Source organism: Arenibacterium sp. CAU 1754 (assembly GCF_054482635.1).
Genome location: NZ_JBTLRG010000001.1, coordinates 1,020,232 through 1,034,904 on the forward strand (window position 1 = coordinate 1,020,232; position 14,673 = coordinate 1,034,904).

Sequence of the window (14,673 nt, forward strand, 5' to 3'; positions counted from 1 at the left end):
TTTCGCATCGCGGCGTTTCCATTTGAATTATGTTCAGAATGCGGCACAACCATCGCTGAAAATTGCAGCCAAAAAATGGGCATCCTATGACAAAATCATTTCTCGCATCCGCCGTATTGGCCCTCGGCCTCGCATCCCAGGCCAACGCGTCTCCTGTTCAATGGTCGGTCGCTGATGGCGGCAACGATCACTGGTACGAAGTCGTCTGGCTGGGCATCGGTCAGATCACCTGGGACACGGCCAATTCTTCGGCCACTTCTTCGTCGCACCAGGGCGAAACCGGCTATCTCGCCACGATCACCAGCGCCGCCGAGCAGGCATTTCTCAACACGCTGAATCATGCCTTCACGCTGGCAAACGGTCATAACAGCTATTACGTGACGGCGTGGCTGGGCGCGACAGACCTTCAGCAGGAAGGATCGTTCCAGTGGGTCACCGGCGAGGCGTTCAGCTATTCCAACTGGAACGCGGGTGAGCCCAACGATTATTATGGCGAAGACTACCTGCAAGGCTGGTGGAGCGGCGACAAGTGGAACGACTGCGACGGCGGGTGTGGCACACACAAATACGTTGTCGAATACAACGCGGCCCCCGCGCCTGTTCCTGTGCCCGCATCGCTGCCGCTGGCCGCTGCCGGTCTGGGCCTGATGGGTCTGTTTGGGCGTCGCCGCAAAGCCTCCTGAACGACCGGACACGACTGAATGCACACGCCGTCCCGGCCTTGGGGCGGCGTGTTTCGTTTGCACGGCCTTTGCCTGCCCCAATCGCAACAGGGTACATTCCGGCGCTGGTCCTCGCGCCATCCTTGCGATAAACGAAAGGCCAATCGAGCAGGGGCGCATCATGGCACGCATTCTCATCACTTCGGCCATTCCGTATATCAACGGTATCAAACATCTGGGCAATCTGATCGGCTCGCAGTTGCCGGCGGATCTTTATGCGCGCTATCTGCGCGGACGCGGAAACGAGGTGATGTTCCTTTGCGCCACGGATGAACATGGCACCCCTGCCGAACTGGCTGCGGCCAAGGCTGGAAAACCGGTCGCCGACTACTGTGCTGAAATGCACGAAGTTCAGGCCGAAATCGCCCAACGTTTCGGGCTCAGCTTTGACTATTTCGGCCGGTCCTCCAGCCCGCAGAACCATGCGCTGACGCAGCATTTCGCCGGCAAGCTCGCCGAAAACGGCCTGATCCGCGAAGTGGTTGAAAAACAGGTCTATTCCAACGCCGATGGCCGGTTTTTGCCCGATCGATATATCGAAGGCACCTGCCCCAACTGCGGCTATGACAAGGCGCGCGGCGACCAGTGCGAAAACTGCACCAAACAGCTGGACCCGACCGACCTGATCGAACCGCGCAGCGCCATTTCGGGGTCAACCGACCTTGAGGTGCGCGAAACCAAGCACCTGTACCTGTGCCAGTCCAAACTGCGCGACGATCTGGAAAAATGGATCGACAGCAAGACCGACTGGCCCATCTTGACCACTTCGATCGCCAAGAAATGGCTGAACGATGGCGACGGGCTGCAGGACCGCGGGATCACCCGCGATCTGGACTGGGGTATTCCGGTCAAGAAAGGCACCGAGGACTGGCCCGGAATGGAGGGCAAGGTTTTCTATGTCTGGTTCGACGCGCCCATCGAATACATCGCCTGTGCCAAGGAATGGGCCGATGCCGCAGGCCGGCCCGATGCGGATTGGGAACGCTGGTGGCGGACCGACAAGGGCGCCGATGACGTGCGGTATGTCCAGTTCATGGGCAAGGACAACGTCCCGTTCCATACCCTGTCCTTCCCGGCCACCATTCTGGGGTCGGGCGAGCCGTGGAAGATGGTCGACCATCTGAAATCCTTCAACTACCTGAACTATGACGGCGGCCAGTTCTCGACCAGCCAGGGCCGCGGCGTGTTCATGGATCAGGCGCTGGAAATCCTGCCCGCCGATTACTGGCGCTGGTGGCTGCTGTCCCACGCACCCGAAAGCAGCGACAGCGAATTTACCTGGGACAACTTCCAGACCTCGGTGAACAAGGATCTGGCCGATGTTCTGGGCAACTTTGTCAGCCGTATCACCAAGTTCTGCCGTTCCAAGTTTGGCGAAATCGTCCCCGACGGCGGTACACCGGGCGAGGCCGAAGCCACCCTGATTGCCGACCTGACCACCCGCATCCGCGCCTACGAGGGACATATGGAGGCGATGGAGGTGCGCAAATCGGCACAGGAACTGCGGGCGATCTGGGTGCTGGGCAATGAATACCTGCAAAGCGCCGCGCCTTGGTCGACTTTCAAGGAAAACCCGGACCAGGCGGCCATGCAGGTGCGTTTGGGGCTGAACCTGATCCGTCTTTACGCTGTGCTGAGCGCCCCGTTCATTCCGACCGCGTCTGCCGACATGCTGGCCGCAATGCATACGGATGACACCGCCTGGCCCGATGACGTGGCAGCGGCGCTCGAAAGCCTAGCCGCTGGTCACGCCTTTAGCGTGCCCGACGTTCTGTTCGCCAAGATCACGGACGAGCAGCGCGAAGACTGGCAGGAGCGGTTTTCCGGGGTGCGCGACTGACCGGGTCGCGCCCTATTCGGCCAGTCCGATCATCAGCATCCAGCGCACGCCACCCAGGGGCAGTTCCCGGGCGTGCACAACGGTAAGTCCGGCGGCGATCAAGCGCTCGCGATGATTATGCGAGAACGAGTTTTCGTACCCGAAGACGAATGAGTCCGGCTGGGTAGCGAGATCGTGGTCCGGGGCGACCGGTTCGACCAGAACCACAGTCGCCGGACGGTGCGCCACCAGTGCCTGCAGCAAACGGTCGACATTTGCCTGCGTAAGATATTCCAGCACGCCGCCATTTGAGAGCAGGATGGTCCCCGGTTCCGGGTTGGCCGTCAGCCACTCACAGGCCTCGGCCTCGACAAACGCCAGCCGCGTATCGGCCTGCATCGCGCGCGCGGTGCGCTCAATCACGGCCGCGTTGATATCCAGCCCGATGAACCGTTCGACCATCGGCAGGTGATCCGCGCAATATTCAAGCACCTGGCCGTCCCCGCACCCGATCTCGACCATGCGCGGGAACGACAGGCCCGACGCGCCGATCTGGCGGGCCAGTTCACTGATAACGCCGGCATGCTCGGCCTCGAACAGGTCGAAGCGATGCGCATTGTGGTTTTCATGGAACCGGTCACCGGTCTTGCCTTTCCAAAAGGCCGCCAGCGCGGTTTCGATCCGCCCTTCGTCGCCCTGCGACTTGGCCCGCTGCAATCGCGCCTGGACGATGGCCCGTTTCAGCCGGGGTGCCCGGTCTGTATTGCGGTTGGCGTCAATTTCGCGCCCCAACACGGGCATCAGAATTTCCGCCCCGCGGCCAACGACGTATTTCAAGGTGTCTTTCAACTGGCTCACGTGTCCCACTCCTCGGGTCGGGTTTGCGCATATGCCACGCAACAGATTGCGCTCGGGTGTTGCAGGGAAACGAATTCCAACTGCGCGTCACCCACCGTCGGGCATGAATATCCGACCGGTACGCCACCGCGCAGAGACAGGCCAATCTGGCGCGGCGGCAGGCTCAGCCCCTGACCCGACAGCTTCATCCGCGCCTCTTTTGCGGTCCAGAACTGAAAAAAACGGTGGGCCTTGTCCGCGTCGTTCAGCCCGGTCAGAGCGGTCCGTTCCTCCTCGATCAGAACCGCGCGCGCCAGCCCATCCAGATCGCGCCGGAATGCCCCACCCCGATCAGTCAGTTCCAGGTCAATGCCGACCGAGCCGGTACCTGACAGACCAAGGACCGCCAGCCCACCGCTGTGGGACAGGTTGAAATCGAACGGTGCGCCCGGAACGAACGGTTTGCCCCCGCTGCGGGAAGCAATCTCGACCTCCTGCGGGGCTAGGTTCAGCGCCTCGCCTAGGTGCCGACGCAAAAATCCGCGTGCCCGTGCAAACCGGGCGCCATCCCGGTCAAACACGAACCGCTCCATGCGCTCAGTCTCCTGCGCGTTGAGCAGGTCACAGGCCCTATCCAGAGGGATGTCATCGTCGCTGTCCAGCCGACAGGCGCTGATCGAAATCAACGGCTGGCCGGACAAGGCGCGCTCCTGCATCATGATTTGGCGTCCGCCCTCGCGATCCGTTGCTCAAAGAATTCCGCCAACTCGGTCGCGCGCGGGCCCTGCACCATATCCAGATGGTCGGTGTCGATCAGAATGCATTCAAGGCGCGACGGGGTAATCACCCGGCTCCAGCCCAGTTGCGGGTGATCGCGCAGCAACAGTTTGGCGCGCATTCCGATGGGTTTGGACAGGACAAGGCTGGCATCGCCGTCGTAATGGCCACCCTCGTATTTGCGTGCGGCGCGGAACCACGCGGCGGTGGCCGCCTGACTGCGGGTTTCGATCGGTCGAAAACGGCTCATCACGCTTTGCAACCGCCCGCGGTAGAGTTTGCTGGCCAGTTTGGCGCCAATCCTTTCGCGCAAATGCTCGAACCCGTAGTCGCGCAATTGCTCCCATTCGTCGCGCAACCGCTGCATCGGCGTCAGTTTCAGTGGCATCGCAAACGGGTCATCGCCGCCAGCGCTTTTCGCGAACCCGGGGGCAAAGGTATCGAGCAGGATCAGTTCGGAAACTGTCTGCCCCGCCGCGCTCAGCTGGCGCGCCATTTCAAAGGCCGTCAGCGCACCGGCGGAATAGCCCGCCAGAAGATAGGGGCCAACGGCCTGATGCTTCCGCAGATACTGGATATGTTCCGCGGCAATTTCCTCGATCGTGTCGCGCGGTGTGTGGTCCAGAATGCCCCGCGACTGGAACCCGATCAGCGGGCGATGCTGTCCCACCGCGCGGCCCAGATCGGCAAGGTTGTTCACGTTGCCGCCCGCACCACCTACGATGAACAGCGGACGTATATTGCCCTCGGGACCGGGGTGGATCACGATCGAGGTATCCCATGGCGCATCCGGTCCGGTGGCCGCGCCCTGCGCGGGGCCGGACTTCTGGTCGATCACCTCGGCAAGATCGCGAATGTTGGGATGGGTGAACAGAACCGAAATCGGCATGTCCACATGGAACTGACGTGCGATCCGGTCAAACAGGCGCACCGCCATCAGGGAATGGCCCCCAAGGTCGAAAAAGCTCTGTTCGACCGAATTTACCGGCACCTGCAGGATATCCGACCACAGGGCGACCAGTTGTTTTTCCGTGGCCGTTTCCGCAGTCGCACTTTTGACGGTTTCAGTGGTCTCGGCCGCGATCTGCAACAGCGCATCACGGTTCAGCTTGCCATTGGCCGTGGTGGGCAGCTCGGGCAGGCACAACACACGGGACGGCACCATATGGCGCGGCAGGTCATCGCGCAGGATTTTCTTGAGCCGCGCGGGTGTCAGGGACGCGTCGGTGCAAACCGCAAAGGCGATCAGGCGCACACTGTCTCCGACCGGTTCACAGACCACCGCGGCCATGCCGACGCCGTCGATTTCCGACAGCGCGGCCTCGATCTCGCCCGGTTCGATCCGGAAGCCGCGGATCTTGACCTGACCGTCGCGCCGCCCCAGGTATTCAATCGTGCCGTCGTCCAGCTTTCGGCAGATGTCCCCGGTCTTGTAATACCGCGCACCGTCGGTTTCCTGGACGAAACTGGCCTGGGTCAGCTCCTCCTGGTTCCAGTATCCAATGGCCAACCCGTCCCCCGCGACCACCAGTTCCCCCGGTATGCCGGGCGGAACGGGTTGCAGCCGCGCATCGACGATGATCGCCTGGGTATGGGCGATAGGCGTTCCGATCGGCACCGATTTCGCATGTGGGTCGAGATCCCGCGGAATGCGATAACAGCAACTGAACGTGGTGTTCTCGGTCGGCCCATAGCCGTTGATCAGCGTGGTATCGGGCAGCGCGGCGAAGGCCCGGATTACATGCGGAACGCTCAGCGCCTCGCCGCCTGTCAGCAACTCGTCGATGCCGTTCAGGATCTCGGGGTTTTCATCGACAATCGCATTGAACAGCGCCGCGGTCAGCCAAAGGGTGGTGACATTGGAGCGTGCGAACATCTCCCCCAGGCGGGACAGTTCCGGCAGGCCCGTGCCCGGAACGATCGCCAGCGTGCCGCCGTTCAACAGCGCGCCCCAGGTTTCAAAGGTCGAGGCGTCAAAACTGGTCGGGGCCAGTTGCGCGATCACCCGGCTATCATCAAGGCGGGCGTAATCGGTCTCAAGCACAAGCCGCGCAATGGCGCGATGGGGCACGACCACGCCCTTGGGCGTTCCGGTCGACCCGGACGTATACATGATATACGCCGGATCGCTGCCCCCCACGGCAACCACCTTCGCACTGGCAACATCGCTTACCTCACGATCCATCTCCAATACGCTCACCCCGCAATCCGCCGGGGCCAGATCGCTTTGTGACAGGATGGCTTTGGCCCCGCTGTCGCTGAGCAGGAATTGAACCCGCGCGGCCGGTGTCGACGGATCGATCGGCACAAAGATCGCGCCGCGTTTCAAAACCGCCAGAATGGCGACGATGAAATCGACCGACCGTGGCAACATGACCGCGACGCTATCGCCCTTGCCCACGCCTTCGGCTGCAAGGCGGGCGGCCCAGGTATCCGACAGGCTGTCCAGCTCCGCATAGCTGAGGCCATCGCCCTCAGACCCATCCGCGAGAATCACCGCCGGTTTGTTACCATGCGCTTTGACCATCAGGGCAAACCGGTCAATCACCGAGGCATCGCGCCGATAATCACCGGTTCCGGTTTCGGCCGACATGGCGGCACCGGTGTCCGGTTCGGCCTCCAGCAGTTTCAGATCGCCAACCGGCACCTCGGGTGTGGTCGCCCCGGCAGACAGCAATCGCAGGTATTCGCCCATCCGGCGCTCAATGGTGGACTGGTCGAACAGGGCCCGGTTGAACGTGCACTGCAATTCGACATCCGATCCGGTTTCAACAAAGTTCAGGAACAAGTCGAGGTTTTCATAGGCCCGCCCGACCGACCCCGCCTCGACCCCGAAATCTGCAAATTCCATCGCTTTGGCCGACGGGTCGAGGTTGACCCCGATCGATACCAGCGGCGCCCAGTCCGCATCGCGGCTGGGTCGGATTTCCTGCACAAAGGACACGAAATCGAAATTCTGATGCTCAAGCGCATCCAGAACCGACGCGCCGATGCCCTTGAGATGCGCGCCGAACCCCTGTTCAAGGTCCGTGGACAGGCGCAACGGCAGGAAGTTCACGCAATGGCCGACAAGGCTACCGCCGCCGAGCAGCGGTTGCCCCGCCGCCGAAAACCCGATGGGGTTGTCGGCAACGCCGGTGATCCGCGTGACATAGGCCGCAAAGCCCCCGATGAGCGAGGCAAACAGGGTCGTCCCGCTTTTCAGCGCCACGCGGCGCAACCCGTCGACAAGGTCGCGGGGAAGTTGGATTTCGATCCGCTTGGCCGAGTAATCGCGATCCTTGGGCCGGGGCCGGTCGCTTGGGAAATCAATGCGCGGGAAGGTGCTCCCATAGAGGTCCAACCAGTAATCGCGCGCCTCCTTGCGGGTTTCCTTCTGTTCGGGATCGCGCTGGAAAAAGACAAAATCGCTCAGCTGCTGGGTTGGCTCCAGCGGGTTTTCGGCCCCCGCCTTGTGCGCGGCATAGAGTTTGCCCAGATCGCGCAACAGAACGCCACAGGACCAGCCATCGGCAATCACGTGATGCACGGTAAGAAGGAAGAAATGCTTGTCATCCGTCAATCGCAGCAACTTGGCACGCACCAGCGGTCCGTTGACCAGATCAAAGGGTGTTTTCACCTCGCTCTGGCGGGCGCCTTCAATGGCTGCCGCCTGTCTTTGCGGGCACAGATCACGCAGGTCGTGCTGCTCCAGCGGCACGTCGATCTCGGGCAGGATGGTCTGAGTCAGACCTTCACGGTCCGGCACGCTACGCAGTGCCTCGTGCCGCGCGCCCAAATCATTCAGCGCCGCCTGCATCATGGCGGCGTCCATATCGCCCTTAAATTTCAACGTGCTGCACAAGTTATAGGAACAGGAGGCCTCGGTGCTGAATTGCGACGAGATCCAGATTTCCTGCTGCCCGATGGCCATCGGGATGATCCGCTTTGCTTCGGGGTCGCGCCCGTCCAGCAATCCGACATGGACCAGCGCCTTGAGGCTATCCTCAAAGGCCTGAACGACCCGCGCGTAATCTTCGTCGCTATGGGCGGTGGTCAGGAATATGGGGCGCCCTTCATAGGTCATGATCCCGCGATTGCGCAGGTGGAAGAACAAGAGATCGGCGTTTTCCTGATGCTCGGTAAAGGTCAGGCGCAGGACCGAGGCGAACTGTTCAACTTTGATCGGCACACTCAGCCGGTCTATGATCGCGTTCAGGTCGGCGGCCAGCTTGGCCCCGCGGGCGTTCAGCCCCTCCTGCAAGGCGGGCCCTTGGCTTTTCATATGCTCCAGCGTGGCCTTGGTTGCGGCCAGGGCCATTGGATGGCGCACGAATGTCCCGGCAAACCACGTCATGTCCGATGTGGGAACCGAGTCATCGCCGAACTGCCAGGACCCACCGTCCAGAGTATCCATGTATTCCGGCTTGCCCGCGACGATACCGATGGGCAACCCGCCCCCGGCCACCTTGCCATAGGTGGCGATATCCGCCCGCACGTCGAAAATGGCCTGCGCGCCGCCCGGATGGCTGCGGAAACCGGTGACGATTTCATCAAACAGCAACGGAATACCCAGTTCTTCGGTCAGCTTGCGCAGCTGGTGCAGATACTCGCGCGGCTGATAATCCGGATTTCGGCTGCGCACCGGTTCGACCAGAACCAGCGCGATTTCATCCGCCTGTTCGCGGATCACGTTGAACGCATCGTCATCGCCATAATCCAGAATGATCGTGTTCTGGATCGCTTCGGCCGGAATGCCCGGAGCACTGGGCAGGGTTGTCTTGCGACTGCCCTCGCCCGCACCGCGCACCTGCATTTCATCGAAAATGCCGTGATAGTGGCCGTCAAACTTGGCCACCTTGGATTTGCCCGTATAGGTCCGCGCCATGCGCACTGCGGCCAGAACCGCCTCGGAGCCGGTGTTGCAAAAGGCCACCCGCTCCATGCCGGTCATGTCGGAAACCAGTTCCGCCACCTCGCCGGCCAGAACCGATTGCGGGCCGATTGCCAGCGATTTTTCAAGTTGCCCGCGCACCGCATCCACCACAAATTGCGGTTGATGGCCGAACATGGTCACACCGTACCCGCCGACAAGGTCAATGTATTCGTTACCGTCAATATCCCAGACCTTGGACCCTTTGGCCTTGTCCGACAGAATGGGATAGACCATTTCCTTCCAACGGGATTTGAAGCCCTGAACGGTGCGTGGATCGGCAAGAACCTTGCGTGATTTCTGGGTCGACTCCTTGGCCTTTGGTGTGCGCGCATTGGTGCTGGCGATCAGCGCATCGATGTGATCTTCCTGTTCGGGCGTCAGATCGCGAGACACGGTCTTTTTCACGGTCGGACGGCCCGGGCTGTCTGATTCCAGAATCTTGGCCGCACCTGATCCCTTGGTCGTTGGCGCCGATGGGGCCGCCACGGCGCCGATCACCGTGTCCTCGGGCAGGGTCGCGTCCAGATGTTCCGCCAAAAGGTCCAGACCCGGTGTCGTTTCCAGCAACTGCCGGGTTGTCATGCGCACCTTGAACGCTTTTTTGAACGCCGCGTTGGCCTGTGTCAGGAACAGGGAGTCAAAGCCCAGTTCGAGGAATGTAGCGTATTCGTCGATCTGATCGGCGGGCAGGCCGCTGAGCTGCGAAATGATCGCCTTGAGCTGTGCCATGATCCGTTCACGCCGCGACAGGGGCGTTGCGTCGGCATCGGGCGTGGCCACCGCGTCGGCGGTGACATCCACCGCTTCGGTCTGGACCGGGGCGCTGTCGCCGCTATCGGCAAAGGGTACCGCATCAATCCAGGCGCGTTTGCGTTCGAACGGGTATGTGGGCAGTGAGACCTTGCGCCGGGCCGACGATGACGTGGCGCGCCAGTCAGCGGTTCCGCCGGCCATCCAGTACCGGCCCAGGGCGCCCAATAAAAATGTGTCATCCGCGACAGTTTCCTGGGGATGGCGCAGGGTTGCGAACACCTCGTGCCCGGCCCCGCGCGCGGGGTGCTGACGGGCAAAACTGCTCAGCGTCTGGCCGGGCCCGATTTCCATGAAGATACGCTCGGGGTCTTCCAAAAGACGCTCGATCCCGTCCGAGAACCGCACCGTGCCGCGCAGGTGGCGCACCCAATAGTCAGGGTCGGTCGCCTCGTCATCGGTGATCCAGTCGCCGGTCACATTGGACAGGAACGGAATTTGCGGCGCGTTCAGGGTTGACTTGCGCACCTGATCGCCAAACTCTTTCAGGATCGGCTCGACCATGGTGGAATGGGCGGCCACGTTGATATGAACGCGGCGGGTTTCGATCCCTTCGCCCGCCAGCGTTTCGGCCAAGGCTTCGATCGCTTTGACCGGACCGGCGATCACGCATTGATCGGGGCGATTTATGGCCGCCACGGACAACTCCGGGGTCAGGTGGGGTGTGACGTCCTTTTCCGGGCGCGGCACACTCAGCATCGATCCGGCATCCAGCGTTTCGAACAGGCGTCCGCGACACAGGACGATGTCCATCGCATCCTGCATCGACATGACACCGGACACGCAGGCCGCAGAGTATTCGCCCATACTGTGCCCGATCATCGCCGCCGGGGACACGCCCCAGGACAGCCACAACTGCGCCATGGCGTATTCGACGGCAAACAGCGCAGGCAGCGCGGTGGAGGGGTTTTCCAGCGTATTTTCGGTGTCTTTGATCAGTTCGATCAGCGACGTGCCGGTTTGGGCCTCAAAATGCGCGTTGCAGGCATCCATCGCCGTGCGGAACGCGGGCCATGCATCATAGAGCCCCTCCGCCATGCCCGCGTATTGCGCGCCTCCGCCCGGGAACAGGAAGGCCACCGGTGGCGCATCGGCCACCAGCCCCGTGCGCAATAGATCGCGCGGGTGCTGCGCGCGCAGTTTTTCAATAGCGTCGGACCGGTTCTCGCACAGGACGGCCAGACGTTTTTCGAACCGGCGCCGCCCGGCGCGCAGGGTATGGGCCACATCGCCCATGTGGGCGTCATCATTGCGCTCCAGCCAATCGGCCAGATCATTGCACCGCTTGGCCAACGCCGTATCGGTGCGCGAAGAAACCACCAGCAGGTGCGGCCCTTTTGCGGGCTCCGAAGCTGGCTGAACCGGGGCTTCTTCCACCAGAAGGTGTGCGTTGGTGCCGCCCAGACCGAACGAGCTGATCCCGGCCCGGCGCGGGGCATCCCCGCGCGGCCAGGGCTGGGCCTTGTCCACCACGTAAAAGGGCGAGGACTCAAAGGCGATCCGCGGATTTGGAGTCGTGTAATTCAGGCTGGGCGGGATCACTTCGTTTTTCAGCGCCAGCGCTGTCTTGATCAGACCGGCCGCAGTCGCGCCGGCGTCAAGGTGGCCGATATTGGTCTTGACCGAGCCGAGCGCGCATCTCCTCTCGCCCGTGCCCGAACGGGCAAAGGCACGGGTCAGCCCCTCGACCTCGATCGGGTCGCCCAGGATGGTGCCGGTGCCATGCGCCTCGATCAGGGATACGCTGTCGGCGTCGATCCCGGCCTTTTCATGGGTTTCAGCGATGACCTCCGCCTGCCCCGTCACGCTGGGCGCTGTGAAACCGGCCTTCATCTCGCCGTCGTTGTTGATCGCCGAGGCGATCATCACCGCATAGATGTTGTCTCCATCGGCCAGCGCGTCGTCCAGCCGTTTCAGCGCAACCATTGCTGCGCCGCTGCCGCGAACCATGCCCTTGGCCTCGGCATCGAAGGCGCGGAGAAACCCGTCCGGGGCCAGGGGGCCACCATCGACAAAGTGATATCCGGCCCGATTTGGCACCAGCACCTTTGCTCCGCCCGCCAACGCCATGTCACATTCGCCGCGCCGCAGGCTTTCGGCGGCAAGGTGGATGGCGACACCGGATGTCGAACAGGCGGTCTGCACCGTCATCGCCGGACCGCGCAGGCCCAGGCGGAAGGCAATGTGCGTGCTGGGAAAATCACGTTCATTCCCGATCAGCATGTTGTAGTCGGCCGCCGTGTCGCGCAGCGCCTTGTGGCTCATCAGGTTGTTCAGCAGATAGGCATTGCGCCCGACCCCAGCGAAGACACCCACCCGGTCCGAGGACTGACGCGGATCGCAGCCTGCATCCTCAAGCGCCGACCAGGCCGTTTCCAGCAGGATCCGCTGTTGCGGGTCCATCAACTGCGCCTCGCGCGGGGTAAATCCGAAAAAGGCCGCATCGAACCCTTCGGCATCCTCCAGCGGAAAGGCCGCCGCGACATAATCGGGGTCGTCCAGCAACGCCGGGTCTTCGCCGACGGCAATCAGGTCTTCGCGTGTAATCTCGATCCGGCCCGACCGTCCCGCGACCAGCATGTCCCAGAAGGCAGGGATGTCCTGCGCCCCGGCAAACCGCCCGCCAAGCCCGACAATGGCGATCCGGTCATCCGCTGCCACGGCCGTTTTCCGGGTTGTCTTTTGCGTCTGGTCATCGGCCGCGGGCTGTTCCAGAACGCGAACGATGTTTTCCACCGTGGGCGCATCGAAAAACGCCGCCACGCTGAGTTTGTGTCCAGTTTCGCGGCGCAACTGTTCAAGAAACCGCATCGCCATCAGCGATGTGCCCCCCAGTTCAAAGAACCGGTCATTTCTTCCCACCTTGTCGATCCCGATCAGATCGCTCCATGCCCCTGCAACGAACCGCTCCAGCATGCCCCGGGGCGCGACATAGGCCTGTTCCAGCGATGGGCGCGCGGCGCGTTTCACTTTCAACGCGGCACGGTCCAGCTTGCCGATCACGGTCAGCGGCAATTTCTCAAGCGGCGTAAGCGAGGACGGCACCATGTATTTGGGCAGACGGTCCTTCATATACGCGAGCAACGTCGCGGCATCGGGCGCATCGCGCCCCTCCTCGGGGACAAACCACGCGTCGATCCGGGCTACTCCGCCGTCGGGAGCATCCCCCGTCACGGCGGCATTGCGCACGTCCGGGTGCGATTTCAGGACATTTTCAATCTCGCCCAGTTCGATCCGATGACCAGCGATTTTGACCTGAGTGTCCTTGCGCCCGATATATTCAATGTTTCCATCACAGAGCATGCGCACCAGATCACCGGTGCAGTAATACCGCCCGCCGGGGGCCTTGTCGCAGGTGACAAACCGTTCCTCGGTCATGTCGGGGCGGTTGTGGTAACCGATGGCTAGACCATCCCCGGCAATTGCCAGCTCCCCGATCTGCCCTTCACCCAGCGGCGTCAGGGCGTCATCCAGAACCGCCACCGCCGTGTTTTCGATCGGTCGCCCAATCGGGATCGACCCAATATCGTCAGGCAGATCGCGCGGAATGCGATAACAGCAGGCAAAGGTCGTGGTTTCGGTCGGTCCATACCCGTTGACGATATTGGCCGGAATTGCGCCCAGCGCCTTGCGGATGTGATCCACCGAAAGGGCCTCGCCGCCGACCAGCAACTCGTCCAGCCCGGACAGGATGCCAGAGTCTGCGTCGATAATCGAATTGAACAGCGAACTGGTCAGCCACAGGGTGTTGATCCGCTCTTGTGCCAGCACGCTGCGCAGATTGTCGAAATCCGGCAACCCGACATCGGGATAGATGACACAGGTTCCGCCGTTCAGGAGCGTGCCCCAGATTTCGAATGTGGCCGCATCGAAGGACACCGGCGCCATCTGCAATATGCGCCGATCCGGCCCGAAGGCCGTATAGGTCGCCCCCTTTGTCAACCGCAGAACGGCGCGGTGCGGGGTGACGACGCCCTTGGGCGTGCCGGTCGACCCCGAGGTATAGATGATATAGGCCGGGTCCTCGGGCGCGGGCGCGGGCAGATCGACCTCCGCCTCCGGGGCGGCACCATCCAATGGCACAAAGGTCAGGTCATTGGTGGCCAGCCCGGTGTCCAGCCCCTCGGACACAACGACCACGCGGCTTCCGCTGTCTTCAAGCATGAATTCAAGCCGGCGTTGCGGATAGGACAGGTCAAGCGGCACATAGGCGGCGCCCGCCTTGAGAATGCCCAGCATGGCAACCACGATGTCGAAATCGCGCCGCGTGGCAAAGGCCACCCTGTCGCCCGGACGTACCCCGGATGATATCAGCCTTTGGGCCAGGGCATCGGACTGCTGCGCCAGTTCCACATAGCTCAGCCCCGCATCCTGTGCACTGTTTGAGCGGCCAATGCTGAGCGCGCAGGCATCCGGCCTCTCGGCGACCGCCAGCGCAAACTGTTCCGTGATCGAGGACATTGCAGGGTATTCAACCGAATTGATTGCCCAGCCCAGAAAATGTCCTTGTTCTTCAATTCTCATTCCGTCACCAATAGTCACTTTTTAGAGTACGTCCGGCCCTAGGGCTGCTTAAAAAATCTGAGGGCCGCTTCAGTCCAGCCGCAGTATGGGCACAATTCTGCAGAACTTTTGGAGCAAGGCAATTAACTTCAGGCAAGTGCCTCCGAAACACCGTGAACCTGGACGCAATAATTTACATAATTCAGCATTTGTGCCACTTCGTAGTCAATTGGAATGTTCGACTGGCGTGATTCCGGGTTCATGTTGCCACACAAGCTCGATTCATGGAG

General features: G+C 61.9%; 5 protein-coding genes. 2 read left to right on the forward strand and 3 right to left on the reverse strand.

Features of this window, described 5'->3' with window-relative positions:
* The first annotated feature begins 86 nt into the window (after positions 1-86).
* Together ACXYMO_RS04970 and metG are read left to right on the forward strand one after the other, a co-directional pair.
* The gene (locus ACXYMO_RS04970; RefSeq protein ID WP_458877549.1) at positions 87-683 is read left to right on the forward strand and encodes a lectin-like protein; all 597 of its coding nucleotides are present in this window, start codon (positions 87-89) and stop codon (positions 681-683) included.
* 160 nt (positions 684-843) lie between these two features.
* Positions 844-2,562 carry a methionine--tRNA ligase gene (gene metG / locus ACXYMO_RS04975; RefSeq protein WP_458877550.1) on the forward strand — a complete coding sequence of 573 codons (1,719 nt, stop codon included), beginning with the start codon at positions 844-846 and terminating at the stop codon, positions 2,560-2,562.
* Between the two features lie 12 nt (positions 2,563-2,574).
* On the opposite strand, the gene ACXYMO_RS04980 is transcribed toward metG, so the two are convergent.
* Genes ACXYMO_RS04980 through ACXYMO_RS04990 form a run of 3 tightly spaced genes read right to left on the reverse strand, consistent with a single transcriptional unit; the run spans position 2,575 to position 14,404 of the window.
* Entirely contained in the window at positions 2,575-3,399 is an 825-nt protein-coding gene (locus tag ACXYMO_RS04980; protein ID WP_458877551.1) for a methyltransferase domain-containing protein, read from the reverse strand.
* Positions 3,396-4,097: a 4'-phosphopantetheinyl transferase family protein gene (locus tag ACXYMO_RS04985; protein WP_458877552.1), complete on the reverse strand. Its 702-nt coding sequence runs from the start codon at positions 4,095-4,097 to the stop codon at positions 3,396-3,398. The genes ACXYMO_RS04980 and ACXYMO_RS04985 overlap by 4 nt, the downstream gene beginning before the upstream one ends.
* Positions 4,094-14,404, reverse strand: a complete 10,311-nt coding sequence (locus ACXYMO_RS04990) for an amino acid adenylation domain-containing protein (protein ID WP_458877553.1) — start codon at positions 14,402-14,404, stop codon at positions 4,094-4,096. Before ACXYMO_RS04990 ends, ACXYMO_RS04985 begins: the two co-directional genes overlap by 4 nt.
* Positions 14,405-14,673 lie beyond the last annotated feature (269 nt).